A 25,858-nucleotide genomic window follows, 5' to 3' on the forward strand; every position below is an offset into this window, starting at 1 on the left:
TCCAGGCGACGCCGATGCTTGGAGGACGCCGTGCCCCACTACGACGCACACGAGGCCTGCCGGCGGGCCAAGCGGCTGATGACGCGGTTCGTCACGGCCGGTGGGGGTCCCGCGGACCGCGATCGCGCGATCCGGCTCTTCGAGGACGCGGCCGACAGCGGCGCGCTGCCCCCCGACGAGGAGGTGCTCGCCCGGACGGCCCTCGGCGTGCTGCTGATGCTGCGGGCCCTGCCGGCGCCGTTGCACCCCGACCCGGGCGGCGCGGCGACGCTCGCGTTCGGTGCCCTGCTGCACGGCGCGGGCGGGCTCGACGCCGAGGCGATCGGCGACGGCCTGCGGGCGGTGGAGCAGTTCCAGCGGGTGCTCGACCACCAGCCGATCCACCCCGAGCTGCACGCCACCGCGCAGACCTCGCTGATCGCGGTCCAGCTCGTGCTGGCCATGAACGGGGCCGGTCCGCTGCCGACGATTCCCAGTCTGCCGCCGTCGCCCACCAGCACGATGCTCATGGGCATGCAGGCCTGGCTGAGCGACGACGGCACGGATCCGGCGGTACGCGAGGCGATCGAGGCGATGATCGCCCAGCTTCCGGCCGGCAACGCCGTGCGGGGCGCGCTGACGGGCGAGCTGGCGACGCTGGCCTCCGGCACCCGCCGGCCGGACGACCTGCGGGCGGCCCGGGACGCGCTACGGGCGGAGCTCGCGGCCGCCGGCCCGGCCGCCCCGGACGACCTGCGGCGCAAGCTGGCCGGCGTCTCGGTCACGCTGGCCGCGTCGGGCGACCCCGTGCCGGTCGACCAGCTCGTCGACGAGGCCGACGCCCTGCTCGCGGCCGCGCCACCGGGCAGCCTCCAGCGGGGGCGGGACCACTTCCTGCGGGCGATGGCACTGATGCTGCGGGCCCGCCGCGACAGCGCCCCGGACGACGCCCGCGCGGCCGTCCGGGATCTGGAGGAGGCCCTGCGGCTGCTGCCCGTCGACGACGATCTCGCCCCGGTCGTGGTCGCCACGCTGGGCGCGCTGCTGCACGACCGGCACGCGCTCGGCGGTGTCGGCGAGGACCAGGACGCGGCGGCCTACCTGCTCGACCGGGCCATGGCGGTCGCCCGGGCCCATCCCGACAGCCCCGACCTCGCCGAGATCCAAGCGCTCGGCGCGCTCAACCGGGCCGTCGCGGCGCTGCGCGGGCGGGACCGCGCGGCCGTCGCCGCGGTCGCCGACGAGCTGCGGGACCTCGTGCCGCCCGGCCATCCGTGGCGACCGCGGCTCGACGTCGTACGCGGGCTCGCGCTCGTCGTCGGCGGCGACGACGCCGGTCTCGCGCTGCTCGACGCCGCCGCCACGGCCGAGGTGATCCCGTCGAGCCGGCCCGCGCTGGCCGCGGCGGGCGCCGTCGCCCTCCTGCTCCGTGCGGCGCACACCACCGACCTCGCGGCCGCGGACGAGGCGCTGCGCCGGTTGCGCGCGATCTCCTCGTCCGCTCCCGACGAGCGGGCCGGCCTGGTCGCGCTCGAAGGGCTCGCCGAGCTGCTCCGGGCCGAGCGCGGCGCCGGGCGGGCCGCCCTGGACGCCGCGGTCGACCGGCTCACCGCCGCCTCGGACGAGCTCGGCGGCGACCCGGGCGGCCCACCCCGGACGCTCGTGCTCACCCGGCTCGCCGACGCGCACTGGCAGCGCGGGGACACCGCCGACGCGCTGCGGGTCGGCCTCGCGGCGCTGCGGGCCGCCGGCGCGGAGGCCCTGCTGCAGACCCGGACGGCGCACGCGCTGGCCAGCACCCGGGAGGTCGCCGGGCAGGGCGAGCGGCTCGCGCGGCGGTGCCTGTCGGCCGACCGCCCCGACCTCGCGGTGCGGGCCGTGGAGCTGGGCCGCGGCCTCGTGCTGCACGCGGCGACCAGCGCGGCGAAGCTGCCCGCGCTGCTGCGGGCCCACGGCCACGAGGCGCTGGCCGACGAGTGGGTGGCGGTCGACCCCGACGTGCCGCCACCGTGGACCGATCCGGCGGCCGCGCTGGCGGACGTCCTGCTGCCCGGGCCGGCACCCACCGACCTGCGCCGGCGCGCCCTCGAGGCGCTGCTCACCGCGGGACCGGACCTGCTGGCACCGCCGGACGCCGCGGAGATCGGCGGGGCGCTCGACCGGATCGGCGCCGACGCGCTGGCGTACCTGGTGGCCGGAGGCCCGGCCGGCGACGGCCTGATCCTGCTGGTCGACCGGGCGGGCCGGGTGACCCCGCGGCACTGCCCGCACCTGCGCGCGATGCCTGGATCGCGCGTCGATCCGGCCCCGGCGGTCCGTGGCCCGCGCGAGCTGGCCGTGTCGCCGGCCGCCGCGACCTGGCTGGACGGGATCTGCGACTGGGCCTGGGACGCCGCCGTCGCCGAGTTGCACACCGCCGTCGCGCGCCCCGGCCGGGAGCCGCGCGTGGTGCTCGTGCCCGTCGGCGCGCTCGGCGCCGTGCCGTGGCACGCCGCGCGCCGGCCGGTGCCGGGCGGCCACCGGTACGCGGTCGCCGACCTGGAGCTGTCCTACGCCGCCTCGGCCCGCCAGCTCGTCGAGGTCGCGCGCCGGCCCGTCGCGCCGCTCGCGGCCGGCCAGGTGCTCGTCGGCGACCCCACCCGGGAGCTGCCGGGCGCGGCGACCGAGGTGCGCACGCTGCACGAGACGTTCTATCCCGCCGCGACGGTGCTGGGCGGCGACGACGGCACGCCGACCGCGGTGCTGGAGCGGCACGGCGCGGCCCTGCTCCATCTCGCCTGCCACGCGTACGCCGGCGGATCCCCCGACGAGTCCTTCCTGCGGCTGGCCGGCGGCGCGCGGCTGCCGGTGGAGCGGGTGCTGCGGCGCGCCGAGCGCCGGTCGCCGGACTCGCCCGGCGGGCTGGTCGTGCTCTCCGCGTGCGTGACGGGCATCGCGCACAGCGCCTACGACGAGGCCCTCAGCCTCGCCACCGCGTTCCTCGCGGCGGGCGCCGCCGGCGTGGTCGGGTCACTGTGGGCGGTGCCCGACGACACCACGCCGCACCTGATGCACGTCTTCCACCACTTCCTCGCCAAGGGCGCGACACCGGCCGCGGCGCTGCGGGCCGCCCAGCTCTGGATGCTCGACCCGCACCGCCCGTACGTGCCCGGGATGCCGCTGCCGCCCGACGAGCCCACCCGACTGGCCGACCCGGCGGGCTGGGCGGCCTTCATCCATCATGGACGCTGATCGGCACCTGGCAGGATGTCGAGCATCGCCGAGACGATCCGCTCGATCGTGGCCGGCTCCGCGACCAGCGCCCGCCCGCGCTCGTCGGCCTCCGGCCCCGTCGCCGGTGTGCGGTCCATCGCCTCGGCGCCCGTGCCACCGCCGAAGACGGTGCGGACGACCTCGGTCACGGCGGTCCGCGGGTCGACGCCGGCCCGAACCCGCGCCTCGATGGCCACGACCGCCTCGGCGGCGAGCGCGGTCAACCGCGCCTCGTCGACCTCGTGGCGTTCGGTCAGCGCGAGATAGCTGGGTTCCGACTCGACCCCACGGCGCGGCGCCGGCAGGACCGGCGCCTGCTTGCGACCGAGCGGGCGCTCGACGAACTTCGCGTACCAGGCCGCGTTGCGACGCATCGCCGCGAGCACGACGTCGACGTCGCGGGCCACCTCGGTGTCGGCGCCACGGTGGCTGTCGGTCACGGTCGCCCGGCGCTCCGACCAGGCGTCCAGCGGCCAGATGCCGAGCCCCGCGGTCACCGGGACGCCGACCCACACGAGGACCTCGACGGCGAGCACGGAGAGCCAGGGATCCCGGCCGAGGGCCTCCTTGAGCCACTCCGGCAGGCGCGGGCGCTGGAGCGCGCCACGCTCACCGCGCCGGCGGCGGTGCGCGTCCACGGTGGCCGGCGTGAGCCGGGTCGCGATCCAGGCTTCCAGGCTCTGGATCGGCATCCGGGCGTGCTGGAGCAGATGGGCGAGGACGGCTTCCACGTCGTCCTGGAAGCGGTCGAGGCAGTCGGGCTCGAGTCGGAGCACGGAACTGGCGCAGACGTAGTGCCCGCGCCGCATCTCCACCTGTCGCGTGAGCCGCTGGAACACGACCCGCCAGACGATCTCGTACGCCCCGCCGGTGAGCAGGGCGCGCTCGGCGACGGGCGCGGTCCGGGCACGCTCGGCGAGCAGGCCGCGCCGGGCGAGGTCCCGCACGGACGCCGCCGCGGTCCCGTCAACCGGACCCGACAGCTCGTCGAGAACGTCCTTCACGTCGGCCCCTTCCAGTGCCCTCAATGGACACCAGCCTGCCAAAGACGACACGGCTCGGCGAGTCCGCGGCAGCGAAAAGCGCCGCACGGGGTCAAGGATGGAACAGACGGACTTGGCCTCGAGAAATCGGCGCCCGAACCCCGCCCGATATCCTTACCCACCGGGGGTCAAGGAATTGACGAAATGCGCGGCGATGTCGCGGCCGTCCCGCTCCGCCGGAGCGGGACGCACAGTTGTCCGCCCAGGTCAGTCCCCCGAACGTGGGTCACCACCCGGAGTCCCGACGTGCGTCAGAACGTGACAGCCGTTTCGCCAGTCGGTTGGCCAGCCGGCACCCCACAGCGCCGAAGCACTTACAGGCGGCCGTGGGCGGCACGCATCCCGACAGCCGGAGGAATTGACCCCGCCCCATTCCTGTTCGATCTAGAAAGGCCGCTCAGGGCTGGGTCCACTGTCCAGTCGCGGGGTCTCTGACCCAGCCCCGGGTAGCCACGCCGCCCGACTGCCGAGGTGGCACCCCCGCACCTCCGGAGGTCGCCGGCGAACCGCCCGGACCAGGACGGGTGGACGTCGCGGTCGGCGGGATGCGCTGACCGGTGAGATGGAAGTGGAAATACGCGCCCCAGTCGCGTGCGGTCGGTCGCCGCCCCGGTGCGGTCTCGAGGGCCGCGCGCAGGAGGGCACGCCCCTCCTGGTCGAGCACGGCGTCGGCCCGGGACGGATCCCGGGTGGTCGACATCTGGTCGCCGGTGCTGAGGCAGCGCAGCACGAACAACCCGAACTTGAAGCGGTCCGACTCCTGGGTGAGCTGCCGCTCGGGGGGCTCCCAGTCCGGCGCGTTGAGTTGCGCGACCACAGCGGCGTTGCCCCGGATCCGGATCGAGTCGCAGTCGACCAGCATCACGGTCGGCCGCCGCCCGATGCGGAAGAGCGCGTTGCACGCGTTGATGTCGCCGAGAACCAGGCCTTGGCGGTGGACGAAGTGCACCGCGGCGGCGAAGTCCCGACAGACGGCGAACCGCTCGGCGAGGTCCGGCACCGTCATGCCGATCCGGAGTGCCCGCTCGGGCGGGATCAGCAGATTCTGGATCTCGCGCGGCGTCGTCGCCCGCTGGCCGGTGCCCGGCAGCACCCTGTCCACGAAGAAGGTCGCGTGAATCAACGGCAGCACCACGCCGAGGACCTGCCCGCCTTCCTCGACCACCCGCAGCGGCCAGGCAGCGAACCCGTCGAGCCTGTCCCGGTCCGCCGGCAGCAGGCCGTTGCGCACCGCCACGAGCTTGCGCAAGCCGTGCGGTGGTTGATGACCGGGTCGGTAGGCCTTGAGAACGAGTTCGCGGGCGGCGTCCGGCAGGACGAGGGCGGGCGCCCGGAACACCCGCGCCTGCCCGCCCTCGCCGATCTGGGGGCCAAGAACACCGACTTCGGTCAGGGTGATGGCGTCGGCGGCCACGACGTCACACCGGCCAGACCGCGAGCGCCGTGCGGTCGTCGTCGTGGGACCGACGGGCGAAGTCCACCTGTGCGGCGAACTGGATCGGTGCGGGTGGGCGGGCCCAGGCCGTCGCCAGGAACCGTCCGACAGGCCCGCGCCCCTCACCGAGCGGATCGCCGAGGCCGTCGCTCATGAGCACGAGCACGTCGGATCGGCCCAGGCGGCCACGGACGGGCCGGCCGAGGTCCCGGCCCGCGAGCGGCAACGCACGGGTCATCGCCGTCGCCGGGCCGTCGCCGGCGTTCTTGACAGGTCGCGCCGGCTCCCACCGCGCACCGTCGCGCAGGATCCACGCGGCCGAGTCGCCGACCGCGAACGTGTGCACCGGCATCACGTCGTCGACGGGGCGCAGGTCGATGATCGCGAAGACCACGGTGGCCGCGAGGTGGGCGGCCACCTCGCGCGGATCGAGCGGGCGCTGGTCGGGCTCGACGTCGATGATCCGCTCGCCCAGTTTCATCACCTCGTCGCTCAGCTGGCGGGTCATCGTTACCCAGTCGACTCCGTCGGCGTCGGACCGGGCGAGCCGGTCGGCGAGGAGTTCCGCGCCGACCCGGGTGACCAACGCCGCGGCCTTGTGCGAGCGGGTGGCGCTGGAGACGCCGTCGGAGACCACCGCGACCAGGTAGCGTTCGTCCTCGGTGAGACGGAACGCGTAGTCGTCCTGCCGCACGACGCCGTAGTACCGGTGCGACCAGCCGCGCACGCTGGCGGCCCGCAGCTCGACGGCGCCGAGGTGCACGCCGTCGAGCACGGTGTCGCGCCGGTCCCACTCGGACCGGTCCGGCTTCGGAAGCACCGTCCGGGCGGCGTTGCCGGGGTCGCCGACCGCGTAGGACTCGAAACCGCCTATCCACGGTGGTGTCTCGTCGTTCGTGAGCGCTGCACGCGCCGCGTCTGCGAAGCGCTCCATCTCACCCAAGGTCGCGCGCAGGGCGTCGTCGCCCTCCGCACGGTGCGCCGAAGGCTGCGGTGTGTCGATGTCGTAGAGCACGGATCCGAAGGTGGCGTCATGGTGTGTCTCGGTCAGCACCTTCTCGACCCGCGCACTGCGCTCCTCGATGCCCAGCGCGTCGTCGGAGAGGAAGACGAACAGCGGCGGGCGGTGGCGATGCTTGGCGAGCTTGACGCGGTCTCTCGCCACGAGCTGGCAGGCAGCGGGCACGGCCGCGACGGACGAGCCGGCGCCGCCGACCGGCAGGCGCAGGTCATTGTCGATGCCCTCCGGCGGCTCCAGCGGCTGGAACCGGATCGCGGTCTCGGCCAGACCGATCACTCCGAGACGCACGCACCCGGCCAGCACCGGGTCGGCCCGGAGCCGGTCGACGACGGCCGACACCAGCCGGTTGAGGGCCCGTTCCTTCCGTGGGGCCTGACCGGTATCAGCGAGATCGACGAGCAGATAGATCGGCAGCAGAGGGAGCGTGGTCACCTGCGGGTCCTCTCGGGCTGGCTGCGACGGTCGGCTCACAGCAGGTCATCGGGGTCGTACTGCTGGATGCCAGCGGGCAGGCTCGACTTGGCCGGCAGGATGGTGCCGGTGTTCCCGCCGGCGAGGCTGTAGCCCGACTGGATCATGCTGGAGATCAGGATCTCGGCCATCGCGGTGATCGCCTTGGCCGCCTGGAACTGCGGGTCCATCATGTACAACGCCATCTTCTTGGGCCCGCTGGCCGGATGGATCAACGAACCCATCACGTTGACGTCGGCCTTGTCCACGCCGCAGGGAATGAAGTTGGGATACATCTTCGATTGCGTCAGCTCAGCGAACGCCGGCCGCCAGCTCGACTCCTCGTCTGTCGGCTCGCCGTCGCTGATGAACCAGACCGTCGGCCGGTGCACCACGTACTGGTCGGCCTTGAGCTGGGCCACGTTGGCCTCGATCTCGCGCTTGAGGGTGGTGAACGCGGCGCCGAAGCTCGTGCCGCCGCTGACCGAGAGCGCCGGCAAGGTGAGGTTGGGGTCGAGCAGATCACACAGCGGCAGCCGGACCTGCGCCGTATCCGAGAAGTCGATCAGACCGAAACGGACCTTGTCGGAGAGGATCGGGTTCTGCGCCAGGGCGTCGACGATCGACGGCATGATGGCGTTGGCCGCGTCGAGCTTGCCGTCGAGCGACATCGACCACGAGACGTCGATCACCAGGTAGAAGGGTAGGAGCTTGGCGCCGGTGTGATCCATTGTGGATCCTTTCGTAGGTGGGGGTCAGGACCCCGCCGTGGGCGGGGACGCCGGCAGTTGGCTGCCGTTCGTTGATGCGACCGGGCTCTGGTCGTTGCGCGCGTGCCAGGCGTACCAGCGGGCCAGTTCCTCGTCCGTGCGCTGCTTGGCCACCTCGGCCCAGACGTCGATCGCGCGGTCGGCCAGCTCCTGCTGCTTGCTCAGCAGCCGCGCGTTCGCGTGTTTGCCCGCTTCGACCTGGATGGCGGCCCGGTGCCGCTCGATCTCTGTGCGGACGTCGATCTCCAGCTCGGCCAGCTCCCGTTCTCTGTCCGAGCGGACCTGGCTGGCGGCCAGAGCGCCGTTCTCCTGGACCTGGACGAGCTGTTCGTAGAGCGTCGGAGGGCCGGAGCTGGAGAAGAGCTTGGCGATCACCGGTAGCAGCTCGATGCAGGCGAACAGCAGGATCAGCGCCCAGTGGGCGAGGAACATCATGGGCCGGCCGTCCGAGAGCCGGTCCAGTGCCTCGAGCCGGCTGAGCAGGCCTGTGTTCTCCTTCTCACCCTTCTCCATGTCGCGCAGGACCTGGGCGCGCGCTGCAACCCGCTCGTCGAGTGTGGGACGAAGGGTCGTGAGCTCCGCCCGTGCGGACGACGCGGCTGCGGCGGCCCCTCCGGAGATGCGGTCGCGGACGGCCGTCTCGACCGCGGCCAGCTCCGCCTTCGCCGCGTTCAGGGTGGCCAGGGCCCGGTCGGCCGTCGTCTGTGCGGACCGCCACGCGTCGCCCTGCCCGGCCCTGCCGGTTCCACACCGGCCGTCGAGCTCGCACTGGGCCTTCGCGGCGGCGTCGTCATAGGACTTCTGCGCGGTGGTGACGGCGTCCCGTGCCGTCCGCACGTCCGGGTCGGAGCTGACGTTGGGCTGTTCCCTGCCATCGGCGACCGCCTGCAGCTCATCGACCCGGGCCTGCAGGGTGGGCAGGTCGGCGAACTGCTCGTCCAGCTTCTTCTGGTTGGCGATGAGGCTCTCGGACCGCATCACCTGCAGCTCGCTGTTGATCTCGGGCTGGAAGATCCGGAGCACTAGGGGCACCGAGATGACGGCACCGATCAGCAGCGCGAGCACAAGTCGGGGCGCGGCCGCCGCGACGTTGGGCCAGAATCCGGTGCGGCGCGACATGCTGATCACCAGCATCCGGTCGAGCGCAAGGATCAGCAGGCCCCACAGGATGCCGACCACGACGGCCGCCGGCGTGGTCAGCCCCACGGCGGTGGTGAGCGCGAACGCGGCCGACGCCGACGCGACGGCGGCCGTGCCGACCAGCACCGCGCCCATGGAGGCGAGCTTCGTCGCGTCGCCCGGCGCTTCCCGGAGAATGTGCCGCTGGCCGCCACCGAGCCAGGCGAGAATGTGCGGCTTCGTCATCGGGTGCTCCCCTTGCGCGCCGAGGGGCCCTTGTCGGGCCGGGAAAGGAAGATCGCGGTCAGGTCGACGGGGTCAGGCGCGTCGCGGGCTGCGATGACCGCCGGTAGTGGCACCAGCTCGAATGCCGGCGCCACGGCGGGCAGCTCCATCGCGCCGACGCGGGGAGTCGTCGGCACGGAAAGTGCCAACGCGGAACCCACATCCGGCAGGACCGGGAGCGCGTCGGCGGGGAACTCGACACGCGGTGCCGGAACGGGAAGATCGGACCAACCTGTCAGGTCGGCCACGGTCACCGGCGGCGTACGCACGTCGACGGTTCCTTTGTTGTTGCGCGCGGTGACCGTCAGGCTGCCACCGCGCCCAGGTCGGATCTCGACACGTCCGTGCCCCGCTCGGGCGTCGGCGACCACCGTGGCGCAGCCGGGTCCCGCGACCTCCACGGCGTCGGCACCGACCGCCGTCCAGATGACCGACAACGGCTCGCCCTGGAGCACGAACGTCCGAGAGAGCTCGACGCGGGAGAGCACCGGCGGGTCCAACGGGTCCCCGATCGCCAGGCTGAGGTGACGCAGCCACTCGCCGGCCGCCGGCCGGTCCGCGGGCGTGGTGCCGACCGCCCGGATGAGCAGGCCTATGCCCTCGTCGTCGAGCACGTCCCGGGCGGCATCGGGGTGGACCCGGGTCGATCCCTGGTCACCGGGGGTGAGACAGCGCAGCACGAACAGCCCGAGCTTGTAGAGGTCGGTCTGCTGGCTCAGCGCTCCCGAGCGTTCGGGTGGTGTCCAGTCAGGAGCGTTGAGCTGGAATGCCGCGGTGACGCTGCCCCGCACCCGGGCGGCGTCACAGTCGACGAACATCACCCCGGGCTCCTCGTCGAGCCGCCACAGCTCGTTCTTGGCGTTGATGTCGCCGAACGCCACATTGACCGCGGGATCGTGGAGCAAGGTCAGCGCACCCGCGAAATCGCGGCAGATCCGCAGCCGCTGGTCCGCTGTCGGCACCGGCATGCCGATCCGCGCGCACCGCACCGGGTCGACGAACAGGTGCTGGACCTCACGCACCACGTCGCGCGCCGCGCCGGACGGAAGCTGGACCCGGTGGACGAACGATCCGGGGATCCGCGGCAGCACGACCCCGCGTATCGCCGGCCCGTCGGCGACCATCCGCAGCGGCCAGGCGGCGATCGCGTCCAGCGCGGACCGGCGCCGGTCGTCGAGCCCGTCGCGCAGGTCGATCAGCTCGCGCAAACGTCGCGGATCCGGTGCGACATGCGGGTGGTAGCGCTTGTAGACGAACGGACCCGCGACGCCCGGCAGGCTCAGGTGCGGCAGGTCGACAACGGCCGCCTCACCGCCTGAGCCCAGCTCCGCGCCGAGCGGGCCGAGGTCCTCGACGCGTACGGTCGTCACGTCGGCTCCGTGAGCGGCCGCAGGCGCAGGCCCGCGAAAAGGCCGGTGACGGCCGCCGTCGCGGCGAGCGCCAGACGGGCCTGCTCCTGCGCGCGCGACAGGTCGGCGGCCAGCAGGGCCGTGCCGCCGTCGAACTTGTCGGGCCAGATGGACCGCTGGTTGGGCCTGCACAGGTACTCGTAGTCCCGCTCGCTCCGGTTGGTACGGATCACGCTGTCGAAGAACCGGTCGGCCGCCGCGGCGAGGGTGCGGGACATGACCCGGCCCTCCTCGCGCAGGGCGGTTTCGAGGTCGGTCACGCATCGCTCGACGGCCGCTGAGAGCTCGTCGTAGAGCACCTCCGCGCCGCGCTTGGCCGACTCCTCCTCCCGGCCCCCGACTGCCGTCACCGGCGCTCGGGTGGTTGCCGGGTCCACGGCGGCGACCGGCGGGGGCGGAGTCCGCGGAGCAGGGTCGCTCACCGGAGCCGACCCGCGCCGCAGGCTCCCGTCGGCGTTGCGTACCCAACGGGACCCGGCCGGTGCCGGGGCCGCGGTGGTCGCGCGCGCCTGGGCCGGGGTCGCACGCTGTGCGGACACGGCGGGAACGGCCGTCCCCACGGACGGCACGCGGTCCCAGTGGACGCCGCGGATCACTGGTCGCGTCACCCGCAGGACAACGCTTCCGTAGTCGGCCTTGAGCTGTCGGAGTTGGCGCAGCGCGTCAGCGAGGATCAGCGCCCGCCGGCTCTCCGCGGTCGACCGCAGCTCGTCGAGCGCCGCCGGCCCGGGAGGCACCAGATCGTCGGTCAGGCGGCCGCGCAAGACTTGGGCGACGTCCTCCCACAGCCGCCGCACCGAGCGTTCCAAGGAAACGTCGATCCGGCTGAAGATCTCGGTGATCTCCGTCTTCGCGCGGTAGTACTGGTCCTGTTTCGCCTCCAGCGACCCCGCCACGTAGCGGCCTTTTATCTCCTTCATCCACTGGTCGCGGGAGCCTCGGCCGAGCCCGTCGCGGACCCAGCCGCGAGCGACGTCGACCGCGTCGCTGATGGCCGCCGACAACGCGGCGTCGGCCGCCCCGTCCGCGAGGTCGCCGTCGTAGTGGTCGACCAACACGGCGAGGTCGTGCGCCAGGTCGTCGCGAAGCTCCTCGGCGAGGTCCCGGAACTCGTCCTCCTGGTCGGGCAGGAGCAGCGCGCGCTCGCGGGCTGTACGCAACGCGTCCTCGGCGTAGGTCGTGACCTCGCCCGCCACCTCGGTCGCCAGCGCGAGCGCCTGACGCACGGCCGCCCGGTCCATCTCCGCTAGGCGCCCGGCGAGGTGCACCAGGACGGGCCGCACCACCTCGGCGAACACCTCGTCACGCCGGATCACGTCGGCGGCCAGTACCCGAATGCCGCGCTCTCGCGAGACCTCGGTGACCTTCTTGACGGTGTTCTCGAAGTATTCGCCAGTCGGGTCGTTCGCCTCGTCCCGGTTCACGAGAACCATGTAGTAGTCGTCGAGGGCGACGCCGCCCCGCGCCGAGTCCGCGAGGTTGCGGGCGTAGGCGTCCTCGGCGACGTAGGTGGCCGACCTGCGGTCGCCGCGCTTGACCATGAGCAGCAGGTCGATCTCGTTCTTCACCCGTGCGAGAAAGTGGCGGTCGATGTCGAGCCCGGCCTCACCGGCACCGGGCAGATCGATGAGCCCCAGCTTGGAGACGGACCGCTCGACGAACGCCTTCTCGACGCGCACGCTGCGCACCGCGTGGAACGGTTGGACGTCGGCGGGGTCGCCAGCGTCGAGATCGGGATACGCGACGTACGGCCGCAGGGCCGCGAAGTCGACGACGAGCGCGCGTGCGGGGCCCTCCAGCAAATGGCGGTAGCTCGCGAACGACCGGTGGGCCGCGTCGAGCTTGCGCAGGTAGTCGTCAGCCTCGGTCGCGCCGGCGGCGGCGCTGCCAGGTGCCGGGTAGCGGTGGTCGGTGAACGTCGCGGCGTCGGCCGGGACCGGGCCCAAGCCCGCGGCCTCGTGGAGCGGCGCCAGGTAGCTGTCGCGGAACGACTGCCAGGTGTGCAGGTCGAGCGTCGCGGTCGGCTCGCCGGCAGTGTGGTAGATCCGGCTGGCCGAGGCCGTCGTGGGGTTGAACTGGGTGGTGGGTATGACGGTCACCGGAAGGTCGGTGACCGTGCGCAGCAACGTGCTCTTGCCGACCTTGGTGGCGCCGACCACACCGATGTTGACCGTGTCGCGGTGGACTCGGGCGCTGACGGCGTCCAGTTGGAGCTGGGCGGCCGCGATCCGCAGTCGCAGCCCGTCGACGCGGTTCATTCCGTCGCCCGTGCCGTGCAGCAGGCGCGCCACCCCGTTGTCGGTCGGGTCCGCCTTCTCCACGTCCGCCAGCACGGTCACCAGCTGGTCGAACCCGTCGACCATGGCGTGCCAGACGCTGGTCAACTCGGCGACGAAGGAGAGCTGGTTCCGTCGTCCGCCCAAGGCCTCCGCGATGCGAAGGTCGATCTCCTGCTCGATCACCAGTTGCTCCCGCCACCTAGAGGCCGTCAACGTCGCCGTCTGGTTCTGACGGACAGCGCCCATGCGGTGCCGCTGTCCGTCAGTACCTGGTGTGGACAGAACCCAGAAGGCCGCCCTGTTCGTCTTCCTGGTGCTCGTGGCCGGGTTGGCGACCGGATTCGGCTTGTACCTGAGCTTCACGGACGTCGACCGCGACGCGGTGGTCCTGCTCGCCCTGTGTGTGCTGGTGGCCTTCGGCCTGATCGTGGTCACCGTGCGGGTCGTGCACGGCATCAACAGATCGAAACGACGTTCTCTCGAGTACGGCGTGCCGGAGAGCCGGTTCCTCAACCTGCTCAGCCTCCGGCAGTGGCTGCTCATGCTGGTCGGCCTGACCGTGATCACGATCGGCACCGGCTCGCTGACCGGCGTGCGCGTGCTCGCGGGAGGCGACGAACCGCCGCCACCGGTCCTGCCGGGGCCGACATCGGTCGCCACGGTCGTGCCCGCGGCACCGGTGCCGCCAACGGCGGACCCGACCTTGTCGCCCACCGTCGATCGGACGACGGACGCCCCCAGCGCGGACCCCTTCCCCACGGAGTCGGCGTCGGACGCGCCGCGGCCCGGCGCCACGACCTATCTGGACAGCCAGGACGAGACGGCCGGCAGAGCCTCCGCCGGAGCGGCGACGTTCAGCGACCAGCGGTACCCGCGCAGCATCTCCTTCTGGTGCTCACGGGCGACCTCCTCGTACGTACAGTGGAACGTCGCCGGCTCGGCCACGTTCACCGCGACCGCGGGCATCGACGACGGCACTCAGGGCGCATTCGGGCTGGCCGCCGAGATGATCTTCTACAACGAGGACGGCCGGCAGCTCGTGCCCAAGCCGATCGACGTCTCGGTCGGTCACCCGCGCAAGGTGGAGATCGACCTCACCGGCGTCGTCAGCCTCCGGATGACCTGTTCCGGCCGGGTCATGAAGACCAACGACCAAGCCTCCGTCTACACGACGTTGGGCGACGCGTTGATCATCAGGGGCTAGCGGGATAGCGGGCCGCCAGGTCGACCACGCGCTGGGCGGCGGCGACCATCGCGCGGTCGGCGAAGCGGCCGTCGGGCAGCACGACCGTGCCCGAGTCGCGCTGTTCCGCCTCCGCCACCGCGGCCAGCAACTCGGCCGCGCGGGACACCTCCGCCCCGGACGGCCGGAACGCGTCGACGATCACCGGGAGCTGGCGCGGGTGGATCGCCGCGCGGCCGAGGAAACCGAGCCGGCGGCCCGCCGCGCACGTGGCGGCGAGGCCGTCGGTGTCCGCAACGTCGGCGTGCACCGACATCGCCGGTGGCGGCAGGCCGGCGGCCCGCGCGGCCACCACCACCCGCCCCCGGGCCCAGAGCAGCCCGTCGTCGTGGCTGACCCCCAGGTCCGAGCGCAGGTCGGCCTCGCCCAGCCCGAGCGAGGCGACTGAAGGGTGGGCGGCGGCGATCGCGTACGCGGCCTCCAGCCCGACCGCCGACTCGACCAGCGGATGCAGCGGCGCGTCCACCCGCTCACCCAGCGCGGCCACGACCTCCGGCGACTCCACCTTCGGCAACCGCAACCCACCGCCGAGGCCGGGCAGCCCGCGCAGCGCCGCCAGGTCGGCCGCCACGTCGGGGCCGGTCAGCTCGTTGACCCGAACCTGCACGGGCACCGGCTGCACCACCGCGAGGAAGTCGGCGACCGCTTCCCGGGCGTACGCCTTGCGCCCTGCCACGACGGCGTCCTCCAGGTCGAGGATCACCGCGTCGGCGCCGGACGCCACCGCCTTCGCGAACCGGTCGGGCCGGTCGCCGGGCACGTAGAGCCAGGTGAGCAGCATCAGATCACCCCTCGCGCGCGCAACGCGGCGAGCTCGGCGGCGGACAGGCCCAGCGCCGCGAGGACCGCGTCGGTGTCCTGCCCGTGCCGCCGCCCGGCGTGCCGGATCTCCCCGGGTGTCGACGAGAGCCGGAACGGCACGTTCTGCATCCGCACCTCGCCCAGCTCCTCGTCGGGCACGGTGTGCACGGTGCCGAGCGCGGCGTACTGCGGGTCCGCGAGGATGTCCCGCACGTCGTAGACGGGCGCGACCGCCGCCTGCGCCTCCTCGAACGCGGCGACCACCTCGTCCCGCCCGCGCGCCGCGACCCAGGCACCCACCGCGGCGTCCAACTCGTCGGCGTGCGCCGCCCGGCCGCTGCCCGTGGCGAACCACGGCTCGTCGACCAGCTCCGGCCGGCCGACCAGGCGCAGCACCCGCTCCGCGATGCTCTGCGCGCTCGTCGAGACGGCCACCCAACGCCCGTCGGCGCACCGGTAGGTGTTGCGCGGCGCGTTGTTGTTGGACCGGTTGCCGAGCCGCGGCTGGACGTACCCGATCTGGTCGTACCAGGTGATCTGCGGTCCGAGCATCGCCATGATCGGCTCGATGATGGCGAGGTCGACCACCTGCCCGGTGCCGCTGGCGTCGCGGGACCGCAGGGCGAGCATGACCGCGTACGCGGTGGCCAGCGCGGCCACCGAGTCGGCCAGCCCGAACGGCGGCAGCGTCGGCGGACCGTCGGGCTCGCCCGTGGCGGCGGCGAACCCGCTCATCGCCTCGGCGAGCGTGCCGAACCCGGGCCGGCGCGCGTACGGACCGACCTGGCCGAACCCGCTGATCCGGGCGATTACCAGCCGCGGGTTGACCGCGTGCAACTCCGCGGGGCCGAGCCCCCAGCGTTCCAGGGTGCCCGGCCGGAAGTTCTCGACCAGCACGTCGGCGTCGGCGAGCAGCCGCCGCAGCAGCGCCGCGCCCTCGGGGTCCGACAGGTTGAGCGTGACGGTCCGCTTGTTGCGGCCGAGCACCTTCCACCACAGCCCCACGCCGTCCTTGGCCGGGCCGTGGCCGCGCGCGGGGTCCGGCTTGGCCGGATGCTCCACCTTGATGACGTCGGCACCGAAGTCGGCGAGGAAGGCCGCCGCCAGCGGCCCGGCGAACAGCGTCGCCAGGTCCACGACCTTCACCCCGTCGAGCGGCGCGCTCATGGTGTCCCCTTCGCCGGGTCGACGGAGGCGAGGAACACGTCACCGTTCCCGAGGTTCCCGGCCAACGAGCCGGCGGTGCAACCGGTGACCAGCAGCCGGCCGTCGGCCGCCCGGGTCGCGTAGACGTTCTCCTCGCCGAACGGGTCCGCGGCGTCGTCGCGGGCGGTGCCGTACTGCGCCACGCCCACCTGCCGGCCGCGCCGGTCGAGCGTCAGCGTCAGCACGTCGGCGCCGCCGACCGGCAGGCCGAGCGCGCTGGTGAAGCCGACCACCGCGACGCCGCCGTCCGGCCCCGCGACGACCTCGGCGCCGGCGTCGGGGCCGCGCCCGGCGGTCACCACCCGCCACCGCTGCTTTCCCGCCCTGGTGTGCGCGACGGTCAGCACGTCCCCGTCGGTCGACCCGGTCGCCACCGCGAGGCCCTCCGTCGTGATCGCGACGCCGCCGAGCAGGTCGTCGCCCGCACCGCCGGCGGCGGTCACCCAGTCCTGCTCCCCGGCGGGGGTGAAGCGGGCCAGCCAGCCGTCGAGCCCGCCGAGCGAGGTCGTGCCCGGCAGCGCGCCCGAGGTGCTGCCGGCCACGTAGACGCCGTTGGCGTCGGCCGCGACCGCGTACGCCTTGTCCTCGCCCGCACCACCGAACTGCCTGCTCCACACCAGACGGCCGTCGGGCGCGACCCGGGCCAGCACGGCGTCCTTGTCGCCGGCCGACGCGCCGCCCGCGAACGAGCCACTGCTGTAGCCGGCCACGTAGGCACCGCCGTCCGGCGCGGCGGCCACAGCGTAGAACCGGTCGGCCTTCGCCGCATCGCCGGCCTGGGTCAGCCAGGCCCGTTGCCCACCGGCGGTCAGCCGGGTCACGAAGCCGTCGTCGGCCGGGCTCCCGGGGTGGGCGCCGTCGAGGTCGCCGCGGGTGTAGCCGGCCGTGATCACCCCGCCGTCGGCCAGCGGCACGACCCCGTAGAGCCGGTCGTTGGCCGGCGTGCCGAACTGGGTCGTCCACGACCCCACCCGTGTCACGACCGCGTCCAGCCCACCCGTATAAGCCTGCCCGGAAACCGGGCCGGACGCGGCGAAACCGAGGGTGGTGGCCCCACCGGGGTGTGCGGCGACGCCGCCGGCCCAGTCCTGGCCCGGGGTCCCGTGCGCCGGGCCGGGCAGCCCGGCCGGCGGCGTCGCGCTCAACGTGCCCGCCAGGTGCGTCAGGCCGTCCACGAAGGCCGGTCGCCAGACGTCCCAGTCGTGCCCGCCGTCGACGACCCGGAACTCGGCGGCCACCCCGTCGGCCCGCCGCACGCTGTTGTAGAGCGTCGCGGCCTCGTAGTCGAGGTCGTGCGCGGCGTCCGCCGGGTCCGGGTTGGCCCACTCGTCGTCGCCGACCGCGATGTACATCCGCACCGGCAGGTCCGGGTCGCGGCCGGTGAGCAGCGCCGGGTAGTTGAGCCGCTGGTAGACCTCGTCGTCGAACGTCGAGTCGCCGGAGCCGAACGCGCCGAACTCCCGCGCCGACGAGTCGGCCGGCGGCAGCGGCTTGTAGACGGCCGGGCTGAGCACCAAGGCGTTGGCGAACAGGTCCGGATGGGCCAGGGCGTACCGCAGCGCGCCCGCACCGCCCATCGAGTAGCCGCCTACGAGCCGGGCGCCGCGATGGGCGGCCGTGCGGTACGTCGCGTCCACATGCGACACCAGGTCACGGGTCAGCGCCGTCTCCACGGGCCGGCCCGGGTCGTCGGCGCCGGTGTAGGACGAGTCGACGTAGTAGTTGCCGCGGCTGCTCCACGGCGCGTCGGGCAGCACCGCGATGACGGGCGGCACGGTCCCCTCGGCGATCAGCCGGTCGAGGTCGGCCTTGACCCGGGTCCACGCCTGCATGGTGTCGCCGCGCCCGTGCAGCAGATAGAGCGCCGGGTAGCGGGTGGCGGCCGCCGGGTCGTAGCCGTAGGGCAGGTAGACGGTGTAGTCGATGCTGCCGCCCAGCGCCGCGGACGGCGCCGACGCGGTGGTCAGGGTCCCCGCGCGCGGTCGCTCCGCGCCGGCCGTGCCGGGCAGCGCACCGGCCAGGCCGAGCGCGAGCAGCACCACGGCCATGCCGGCGGCGAGCCGCCAACCTCGTGCCATCAGGTCACTCCCCAGGGGTCAGAGGTCGGCCGCGCAACGGAAGCCGACCTGGTCGGAGCGGGTCAGTCCAGCACCGGTGAGCAGCAGCTTCACCGAGACGTCGGCCGGTCGCGGTCCGCCGTCGACGTACCAGTCGGAACCTTCGGCCGCGTACGCGGCGCCGCCCTTGAGGATCACGAACCGGGTACGCCCGTCGTTGTGCTCGCTCTCGGTCAGGTTCCACACCAACGGTTCCCGCCGCACGAGCAGCCCCGCCGCGGCGGCCACCTGCCACTCGTCCTCGGTCGGCAGCCGCAGCCCGGCCCAGGCCGCGTAGGCGCGGGCGTCCGCGAGGTCCACGCCGGTGACCGGCGCGTCGGCCGGCCCTTCGCCCGCGGTGAACCGCTCGGGGCGCACGGGCGCGTAGCCGGTGGCCCGGCGGAACTCCGCGTACTCGCCGTGGGTGACCTCGCGGGTCGCGATCGCGAACCGGTCGAGCCGCACCGTGCGCCGCACGGTCGCCTCGTGGTGCAGGCGCGGCGGCAGCGGCTTCCACTCCTCGACGTACGGCGTCTCGCCGTACAGCCCGGTCTCCCGCACCCGGTGCCGGACGACCAGGTCGCGCACTCCCGCGGCGACCGCCACCAACCCGGCCGGCACCTCCGGGCGCGGCGCCCACGGCGTGCGGGTGCGCACCGCGACCCGGGCCGGGAACGACGGGTCGCCCGTCGGCGGCTCGTGCCGCTCGACCGCGGCGCCGGTGACCGTCACGGCCGCGATCGATCCCGCCGGCAGCGGCCCGCCCACGCTGACCCGGCCGTCGCCGACCTCCTCGACGGTCAGGAACGCGCCGGTGACGAGGTCGACGAACCGGCCGGCGGAGGGCGCCTCGGTGACCAGCCACGGCCCATCGTGGTCGGCACCGCGGTTCGCCACCGTCCACAGCGGAGTGCCGTCGTGGGTCCAGCGCGACGCGTACACCTGGCCGGCGCCGGGGTGGTCGGCCAGCGGCTCCCAGTCCTGCGACCGCAACCAGGCCGCGTGGCTGGCCTGGACGCGGCGCATCGCCCGCAGCACCGCGCGGTCCCGCGCGTTCCAGCCGACCCAGACACCGAAGACGCTCTCCCAGACCAGCACCCCGGCGCCGTTGAGCCAGGCCGAGTGCAGCTCGTCGAGGTGGTCCCTGTTCCAGCGCCGGGTGTGGTGCAGCATGTGCCGGCGCTCGAACCACTTGGCCCGCAGCACGCCCGGCACGTCGGAGTCGGCGAACCACTGCGCCCAGGACATCGCGTGGTCCTCGATCCGGGCCAGCGGGACCCGGCTCTCGCCCTCCAGCACCAGGCCGGGACGCACCGCGTCGAGGGCCGCGCGCAGCTCGCCGGCGCCCTCCTTGAGCGTGTCGAGGAAGACGCCGTCGACGCCGAGGTCGGAGACCAGCGCCGCGACCTGCTCGGCATCGGTGCCGGGTGCGCGGCGGGTGCCGGTGTCCCACGGGTTGTAGTCGACGAACACCCGCACGCCACGGTCCTGGAACGCCCGGACGACGTCGGGCAGCTCGGGCACGTCCCGGTACCAGTCGAACTGGTTGCGGTCGTCGAGACCGATCACCGGGTACGCGTGCCAGAGCACGACGCCGTCGAACCCGCCGAAGTCCCGCCCGGCCGCGTCGAGGAACGCGTCGACGGTGAACACCCCGCGGTCGTGGTCGTAGAGCGTCTCGTCCCACAGCCAGGCGAGGCAGATCGAGAAGCAGTCGCCGGCGATCTCGTCGTAGTGCCGGCCGGTGTAGCCGAGCCGGGCCCGGGCGTCGGCCCGCCACTCCGCCAGCCGCGCGCGCCAGGCGGGCCAGTCGGCCGGGTCGTCCGGCGCGGCGAAGATCTTCGCCTCGTCCAGCTCGGTCAGGTCGGCGTGGCCACCGAGCGGCACGACCGTCGGCCGGTCGATCGGGCGCGGGACGTACGGGTTGAAGCTCACGGTGTTCCTCGGTATGTCGCGTCGTGCAGGGCGTCGATGGTGGCCCGGTCGGGCAGGGCGGAGGAGGCGCCGGGGCGTTGAGCGCAGGCGGCACCGGCGGCGCAGGCCCAGCGCAGGACCGCCGTGATGTCTTCGCCACCGCGCTCGGCCCAGCCGACGGCGAGGGCGCCGGTGAACGCGTCGCCGGCCGCGGTGGTGTCGACGGCCTCGATTCGGGGCGCGGGCACGTCCACCCGCACGCCGGAGCGGTCGGCGTAGGCGGCGCCGCGCGCACCCAGGGTCAGCACGACCCGGGGCACCAGCGCCAGGAGCGCCTCGATCTCGCCACCGCCGACGACCGCGGCCTCGTGCTCGTTGACCACCAGCACGTCGACCAGGTCGAGCAGGTCGGCCGGCAGCGGCGCGGCCGGCGCGGCGTTCAGGACGACGGTGGTGCCGGCGGCGCGGGCGGCGGCCGCCGCGGCGACCACGGTGGGCATCGGCACCTCGAGTTGGAGCAGCAGCACGTCGGCGGCGGCGATCGCGGCCCGGTCGTCGGCGTCCAGGTCGGTCAGCGCGCTGTTCGCGCCGGGCGCCACCACGATGAAGTTCTCGGCGTCCCGGTCGACGGCGATCAGCGCGACCCCGGAGGCGCCGGGCACGGTGCGCAGGCGGTCGACACCCACTCCGGCGGCGACGAGGCTGTCCCGCAGGCGGGGGCCGAACTCGTCTGTGCCGACGGCGCCCACGAAGACGCAGTCCGCACCCGCGCGGGCGGCGGCGACCGCCTGGTTGGCGCCCTTGCCGCCCGGAACGGTGCGGAAGTCCTCGCCGAGCACCGTCTCACCGGGGCCCGGGAGCTGCGCGGTCGTCACGACGAGGTCGAGGTTGGTGCTGCCGACCACGACCACCTGGGCCGTCATCGCGCCACCGCCAGGGTCCGGGTGGCCAGCTCGTCGAAGCCGATCCCGTCGAAGCCGGCGATGCTGCTGGCCAGGCGGTTGTGCAGGGGCGCCACCCAGCGTTCCGGCAGGGCGGCGGCGCCGGTCAGCGCGCCCGTCACCGCGCCGACGGTGGCGCCGGTCGAGTCGGTGTCCCAGCCGCCGCTGACCACGGCGCAGACCGACCGCTCGAGGTCGCCCCGCCCGTACGCCAGTGCGGCGGCCACCAGCGCGGCGTTGTTGCGGACGTGCACCCAGTGGAGGTGGCCGTGCCGGGCGTACAGCTCGTCGACGACGCTCTCCCAGTCGGCTGCGCCCGTGCCGAGCGCCCGCGCGTCCCGCACGGTGGCCGCGAACCGGCTCCGGGGCGGCAGCACCGCCTCGGCCGCGTCGAGCACCTCGTCCACATCGGACGCCACGGTCGCGGCGGCGCCCAGGGCCGCGGCCCACATCGCGCCGTGCACGCCGCCGCGGACGTGGCTGACGGTGGCGTCCCGCCAGGCCAGCTCGGCGGCGCGGTCGGGGCGGCCGGGGTTGACCCAGCCGTACACGTCGGTGCGGATCTGCGCTCCGATCCACTCGCGGAACGGGTTGTGCCGGCGGGCGCTGGCCGGCGGCGGGAAGCCGAGCAGCAGGTTGCGGTAGGCCACCCGCTCGGCGGTGAAGACCCGCCCGCCGGGCAGCCAGTCGAGCCACGCCTGCGCCACGTCCGCACTGGTGAAGCCGCGCCCGTGGGTCTCCAGCAGGCGCAGCGCCAGCAGCGCGAAGTTGAGGTCGTCGTCCTCGGGCATGCCGTCGATGTTCTCGGCGAGGCTCGTCGGCGCGCTGCGCCGGTTCCACGGCCAACGCGCCGCCACCTCGGCGGGCAGCCCGACCGCGGTGAACCAGTCCCGCAGCGGCCAGCGCCCGGTCGCGGTCAGGATCTCCCGGATCCCGTCCCGCGGGATCTTCTCGACCGGCTTGCCGAGCAGGCAGCCGGCGGCCCGGCCGAGCCAGGCACCGTGCAGCCGGTCGTGCGTCACGTCCGTGGGCAACGACCAGTCGGCCGGCCAGGTCGCGCGCAGCCCGGCCAGGTCGTCCGGCTCGTTCACGCCAGCAGCATCGGGCAGCGCGTCCGCGGCATCCAGGAGCTCGACCGCGAGCGCCCGCAGCGCCGGCGGCGCCGGGTCCGGCGACGCCCCGCTGACCGGCGGGGTGAGGTCACCACCCGCGGCGGACCACCGCCGCTCGAGGGCCGACACGTCACGCCCCTCGTCGCGACTGGCGGCCAGCTCGTGCGGCAGCAGGTCCTCCGGCTGCACCCAGGTGATCCTCACCGGGCCAGCTCCGTGAACCGGTCGGCCCGCCGGGCGAACCGGGCCCGGTCCCGCTCGAAGATCTCGGTGGCCACGGTCGCGAGCGCCCGGGCCGGCTCCTCGAGGTCGGTCTTCGAACCGGCGGCGACGGCGGACGACCACTCCTCGGGTACGGCGGCGGCCCCGCCGAGCGCACCCGCGATCGCCCCGGCCATCGTGGCGGTCGAGTCCGCGTCCCGGCCGTAGTTGACCGCGCCCAGCACCGCCGGCCGGAACGCGCCGCGGGCCACCACGAGCATGCCGATCGCGACCGGCAGCTCCTCGATGGCGTGCAGCCGGCTCGGCCGGCGGGCGCCCAGGCCCGGGTTGCGGTAGTCCTCGCCGACCGTGTCGAACGGCGCGACGGCGGCCCGCAGCGCCGGGATGGCGGTGCGCCAGTCGTCGTGCGCGCGGGCCTCCTTGACCACGGCCACCAGGGCCGCGCGGGTGCCGTCGCGGGCGAGGTCCTGCGCGGCGGTGACCACGTCCTCGACTCCCGCACCGGGGCTCGCGGCCGCCGCGACCGCGGCGGCGAACACCGCCGCGGCCTCCCGCCCGTAGCTGTGCTGGTGCGCCCCGGCGATCTCGATCGCCTCCGCGTACGCCCCGGCCGGGTCGCCCGCGTTGACGATGCCGACCGGGGCCATGTACATGGCCGCACCGCAGTTGACGATGTTGCCGACCCCGGCCTCGCGCGGGTCCGCGTGGGCGTGGTGCAGGCGGGTGACCAGCCACCGCTCGGCAGCCGCGAGCCGGTGGAAGGTCACCCCGTCCCGCTCCAGGTCGGGGATGTGCACCACCCGCTCGATCAGATCGGGGACGAGCAGCTCCGCCACGTCGTACGCGTCGAGGTGGTCCCGTTTGGCCGCGTACGCGCGTACCAGGGCATGGGTCATCAACGTGTCATCGGTGATGTGCCCGTCGCCCTTGTGGTACGGCGCCAACGGCCGCGCGGTCGCCCAGTCGGCGTGGTACGGGGGCACGATCCCCTCGACCCAACCACCGAACCGGGCACGGATCTGCTCGGGCAGCGCCGTCTCGGTGGCACCGCCGAGGGCATCCCCGACGGCGGCACCGACCAGGCAACCGACCGAAGTGTCGAGCAAGAGTGACATTGTCTACCTCAGAACCTGCTTGCCACCGTCGACCAGCTGGCTCGCGAGCTGGTCCAGGGTGATCTTGTTGGCGAAGTACTGCTGGAGGGCCGGGGTGGCGTACTTGGTCTTCCACTCCTGGTAGCCGTCGGCCATCTGGAACGGGGCGACGGTCAGGTCGGCGGCGCTGTCCGCGGCGACGTCCCAGCCCTGCTCGCCCTTGGTGAGCTTGACCAGCTCCTCGTTGGCCGCCTTGCCGGTCGGCACCAGCCAGTCACCCTTGGCCAGCGCGGCCATGTTGGTCGGGTTGAGGAAGTAGGACAGGAACTGCGCGGCCTGCTCCTTGTGCTTGGAGTCGGCCGAGATCGACAGCGTCTGCGGGTTGGCCGCCTGCTTGCTGGACAGGCCCTTGATCGGGGGCAGCGTGACCCACTCGAAGTCCTTCGGCGCCTGCTCGACCATCTGCTGGCGCAGCGAGACCGAGCCGGGGATCATCGCGTACTTGCCGCCGAAGAAGCCGGGCAGCGTGTCGGCGCCGCTCATCGCGAGCGCCTCCGGCGAGGCGGTCTTGGCCGTGTAGATCATGTCGTGGATCCGCTTCGGCACCTCCCGCTCGGCGTCGTTGATCTTGACCTCGGTACGGCCGCCCTCGTCGTAGAAGAACTTGCCGTCGTAGTTGAGCGCCAGGTTCAGCACCCGGTTGGTCGGCGACTTCAGCGCCCAGGCCACGCCGTACTGGTTGGCCTTGGTCAGCTTCTGGGCGTTGCTCTGGAACTCGTCCCAGGTCCAGCCGCCGTCGGCCGGGGGCACCGCGACGCCGGCCGCGTCGAGCAGCTTCTTGTTGGCGATGACGACCTGCGACTCCAGCAGGAACGGCACGCCGGTGACCTGGCCGTCGAACGTGGCGGTGTCCCAGACGCCCTGGTCGATCTGACCCTTGAGGTCGCCCGGGATCAGGTCCTTCAGGTCGGCCAGGTAGCCCTGCTTGCTGAACTCGCCGATCGCGGAGGCCTCGTAGTGCACGATGTCGGGTGCGTCGCCGCCCTCGAACGAGGTCAGCAACTGGTCGTGCACGGAGTTCCAGTCACCCTGGACGTACTCGACCTGGATGTCGGGGTGCTCGGAGTTCCACTTCGCGACGAGGTCCTTGTTGGCCTGCAGCGACTCCTTCTGCCAGGCCAGGCTGAGGAAGCGCAGCTTGACGGGGCCGGCCGTGGCCTCGTCGTCGCCGCCGTCACCGCACGCGGCGAGCGCGCCGATGCCGACGACCGCGACCGCCGCGGCAGCGAGCGTGCGACGGAATCTGGTGGAGAGCATGGGGGTATACCTCCTTTTGGGATGGGTTCCTTAGCCCTTGACCGCGCCGGCGAGCGACCCGGACGAGAGGCGGCGTTGCATGAAGGCGAAGAAGATGAGGCTGGGCAGCGTGGCGAGCAGCGAACCCGCCGCCAGCGGGCCGAGCCGGGCGGTGCCCTCGATGCCGACGAACCGGGCCAGCGCGACGGGCAGCGTCTGCAGTTCCGGCGTCTTGATCAGCACGAGCGCGAAGAAGAACTCGTTCCAGGCGGAGATGAACGAGAACAGCGCGGTCGCCACGAGCCCCGGTGCGAGCAACGGGAAGACGACCCGGCGCAGCACCTGCAGGCGGCCCGCGCCGTCGACCGACGCCGCCTCCTCCAGCTCGCGGGGGATGTTGCGGACGAAGCCCTGCAGCATCCAGAGCGCGAACGGCAGCGCCCAGACCACGTAGATCAGCACCAGCCCGGCGTGGGAGTTGGCCAGGCCGGCCTGCCGCAGCACCAGGAAGATCGGGATGATCAGCAGGACGAACGGGAAGAGCTGCGAGAGCAGCACCCAGCCGAGCGCGACGGTGCCGAGCTTCGATTTGAACCGGGCCAACGCGTACGAGGCCGGCATGGCGACCAGCACCGTCAGCACCGCCGAGGCGAGCGAGACCTGGAGGCTGTTCCAGGCCGCCCGGCCGAGCTCCTGCTCGGTGAACGCCTGCACGAAGTTCTGCAGCGTCGGGTTGCTGGGAATCAGCGACGGGTGCAGCTGGACCAGCTCGCGCGGCGGCTTGAACGCCGTCGACAGGAGCCAGACGAGCGGGAACCCGAGGAAGATCAGGTAGCCGGCGAGGGCCAGGTATTGCAACGCCCGACCGGTGCGACTCGGTTTGCCCAGCAT

The 25,858-nt window shown here is 73.6% G+C and carries 18 protein-coding genes; 2 read left to right on the plus strand and 16 right to left on the minus strand.

The genetic code is table 11. The annotated features are described in order from the left end of the window. Positions 1-30: 30 nt before the first annotated feature. Positions 31-3,210, plus strand: coding sequence for a CHAT domain-containing protein (locus Asi02nite_RS17220; RefSeq protein WP_203714078.1), 3,180 nt, complete (start codon positions 31-33; stop codon positions 3,208-3,210). On the opposite strand, the gene Asi02nite_RS17225 is transcribed toward Asi02nite_RS17220, so the two are convergent. From Asi02nite_RS17225 to Asi02nite_RS17255, 7 genes are all read right to left on the minus strand, one after another. Next, a complete protein-coding gene (locus tag Asi02nite_RS17225) occupies positions 3,198-4,235 on the minus strand; it encodes a hypothetical protein (RefSeq protein WP_203714080.1) in 1,038 nt (345 codons plus the stop codon). The two genes, Asi02nite_RS17220 and Asi02nite_RS17225, sit on opposite strands and share 13 nt — an antisense overlap. Before the next feature lie 436 nt (positions 4,236-4,671). Beyond that, positions 4,672-5,688, minus strand: coding sequence for a hypothetical protein (locus Asi02nite_RS17230; protein ID WP_203714082.1), 1,017 nt, complete (start codon positions 5,686-5,688; stop codon positions 4,672-4,674). 4 nt (positions 5,689-5,692) lie between these two features. Continuing rightward, on the minus strand, positions 5,693-7,162 hold the full coding sequence (locus tag Asi02nite_RS17235) for a protein phosphatase 2C domain-containing protein (protein ID WP_203714084.1): 1,470 nt from the start codon (positions 7,160-7,162) through the stop codon (positions 5,693-5,695). A gap of 35 nt (positions 7,163-7,197) precedes the next feature. Then, positions 7,198-7,911, minus strand: coding sequence for a vWA domain-containing protein (locus Asi02nite_RS17240; RefSeq protein ID WP_203714086.1), 714 nt, complete (start codon positions 7,909-7,911; stop codon positions 7,198-7,200). Between the two features lie 24 nt (positions 7,912-7,935). Next, complete coding sequence (locus Asi02nite_RS17245; RefSeq protein ID WP_203714088.1) at positions 7,936-9,315, minus strand: DUF4407 domain-containing protein; 1,380 nt, start codon at positions 9,313-9,315, stop codon at positions 7,936-7,938. After that, entirely contained in the window at positions 9,312-10,724 is a 1,413-nt protein-coding gene (locus Asi02nite_RS17250; protein ID WP_203714090.1) for a hypothetical protein, read from the minus strand. Before Asi02nite_RS17250 ends, Asi02nite_RS17245 begins: the two co-directional genes overlap by 4 nt. Then, a complete protein-coding gene (locus Asi02nite_RS17255; RefSeq protein ID WP_203714092.1) occupies positions 10,721-13,288 on the minus strand; it encodes a hypothetical protein in 2,568 nt (855 codons plus the stop codon). The genes Asi02nite_RS17250 and Asi02nite_RS17255 overlap by 4 nt, the downstream gene beginning before the upstream one ends. Positions 13,289-13,316: 28 nt before the next feature. Here Asi02nite_RS17255 and Asi02nite_RS17260 point away from each other — a divergent pair, with 28 nt between their 5' ends. Then, positions 13,317-14,246: a hypothetical protein gene (locus tag Asi02nite_RS17260; protein ID WP_203714094.1), complete on the plus strand. Its 930-nt coding sequence runs from the start codon at positions 13,317-13,319 to the stop codon at positions 14,244-14,246. Here the strand turns inward: Asi02nite_RS17260 and Asi02nite_RS17265 are convergent. The 9 genes from Asi02nite_RS17265 to Asi02nite_RS17305 are packed head-to-tail and all read right to left on the minus strand — an operon-like array spanning position 14,236 to position 25,858. Further along, positions 14,236-15,066 carry an HpcH/HpaI aldolase/citrate lyase family protein gene (locus Asi02nite_RS17265; protein WP_203714095.1) on the minus strand — a complete coding sequence of 277 codons (831 nt, stop codon included), beginning with the start codon at positions 15,064-15,066 and terminating at the stop codon, positions 14,236-14,238. The genes Asi02nite_RS17260 and Asi02nite_RS17265 overlap by 11 nt on opposite strands. After that, complete coding sequence (locus tag Asi02nite_RS17270; RefSeq protein ID WP_203714096.1) at positions 15,066-16,253, minus strand: CaiB/BaiF CoA transferase family protein; 1,188 nt, start codon at positions 16,251-16,253, stop codon at positions 15,066-15,068. Before Asi02nite_RS17270 ends, Asi02nite_RS17265 begins: the two co-directional genes overlap by 1 nt. Further along, positions 16,250-18,370 carry an alpha/beta hydrolase-fold protein gene (locus tag Asi02nite_RS17275; protein WP_239126773.1) on the minus strand — a complete coding sequence of 707 codons (2,121 nt, stop codon included), beginning with the start codon at positions 18,368-18,370 and terminating at the stop codon, positions 16,250-16,252. Before Asi02nite_RS17275 ends, Asi02nite_RS17270 begins: the two co-directional genes overlap by 4 nt. Positions 18,371-18,388: 18 nt before the next feature. Then, complete coding sequence (locus Asi02nite_RS17280; protein WP_203714101.1) at positions 18,389-20,323, minus strand: SUMF1/EgtB/PvdO family nonheme iron enzyme; 1,935 nt, start codon at positions 20,321-20,323, stop codon at positions 18,389-18,391. Beyond that, positions 20,320-21,225: a PfkB family carbohydrate kinase gene (locus Asi02nite_RS17285; protein WP_203714103.1), complete on the minus strand. Its 906-nt coding sequence runs from the start codon at positions 21,223-21,225 to the stop codon at positions 20,320-20,322. Before Asi02nite_RS17285 ends, Asi02nite_RS17280 begins: the two co-directional genes overlap by 4 nt. Beyond that, a complete protein-coding gene (locus Asi02nite_RS17290; RefSeq protein ID WP_203714104.1) occupies positions 21,222-22,559 on the minus strand; it encodes an ADP-ribosylglycohydrolase family protein in 1,338 nt (445 codons plus the stop codon). The genes Asi02nite_RS17285 and Asi02nite_RS17290 overlap by 4 nt, the downstream gene beginning before the upstream one ends. Further along, complete coding sequence (locus tag Asi02nite_RS17295) at positions 22,556-23,692, minus strand: ADP-ribosylglycohydrolase family protein (RefSeq protein WP_203714105.1); 1,137 nt, start codon at positions 23,690-23,692, stop codon at positions 22,556-22,558. Before Asi02nite_RS17295 ends, Asi02nite_RS17290 begins: the two co-directional genes overlap by 4 nt. A gap of 3 nt (positions 23,693-23,695) precedes the next feature. After that, the gene (locus Asi02nite_RS17300) at positions 23,696-24,988 is read right to left on the minus strand and encodes an ABC transporter substrate-binding protein (RefSeq protein ID WP_203714106.1); all 1,293 of its coding nucleotides are present in this window, start codon (positions 24,986-24,988) and stop codon (positions 23,696-23,698) included. 30 nt (positions 24,989-25,018) lie between these two features. Further along, positions 25,019-25,858, minus strand: coding sequence for a carbohydrate ABC transporter permease (locus Asi02nite_RS17305; RefSeq protein ID WP_203714107.1), 840 nt, complete (start codon positions 25,856-25,858; stop codon positions 25,019-25,021).

The sequence above is a fragment of the Asanoa siamensis genome (assembly GCF_016862555.1).
Classification (GTDB): Bacteria; Actinomycetota; Actinomycetes; order Mycobacteriales; family Micromonosporaceae; genus Asanoa; species Asanoa siamensis.

Coding starts and splice junctions, on each gene's coding strand:
- Asi02nite_RS17240 (WP_203714086.1), bottom strand. CDS start 7,911: ATGGATCACACCGGCGCCAAGCTCCTACCCTTCTACCTGGTGATCGAC.
- Asi02nite_RS17245 (WP_203714088.1), bottom strand. CDS start 9,315: ATGACGAAGCCGCACATTCTCGCCTGGCTCGGTGGCGGCCAGCGGCAC.
- Asi02nite_RS17255 (WP_203714092.1), bottom strand. CDS start 13,288: ATGGGCGCTGTCCGTCAGAACCAGACGGCGACGTTGACGGCCTCTAGG.
- Asi02nite_RS17265 (WP_203714095.1), bottom strand. CDS start 15,066: ATGCTGCTCACCTGGCTCTACGTGCCCGGCGACCGGCCCGACCGGTTC.
- Asi02nite_RS17270 (WP_203714096.1), bottom strand. CDS start 16,253: ATGAGCGCGCCGCTCGACGGGGTGAAGGTCGTGGACCTGGCGACGCTG.
- Asi02nite_RS17275 (WP_239126773.1), bottom strand. CDS start 18,370: ATGGCACGAGGTTGGCGGCTCGCCGCCGGCATGGCCGTGGTGCTGCTC.
- Asi02nite_RS17285 (WP_203714103.1), bottom strand. CDS start 21,225: ATGACGGCCCAGGTGGTCGTGGTCGGCAGCACCAACCTCGACCTCGTC.
- Asi02nite_RS17295 (WP_203714105.1), bottom strand. CDS start 23,692: ATGTCACTCTTGCTCGACACTTCGGTCGGTTGCCTGGTCGGTGCCGCC.
- Asi02nite_RS17300 (WP_203714106.1), bottom strand. CDS start 24,988: ATGCTCTCCACCAGATTCCGTCGCACGCTCGCTGCCGCGGCGGTCGCG.
- Asi02nite_RS17305 (WP_203714107.1), bottom strand. CDS start 25,858: ATGCTGGGCAAACCGAGTCGCACCGGTCGGGCGTTGCAATACCTGGCC.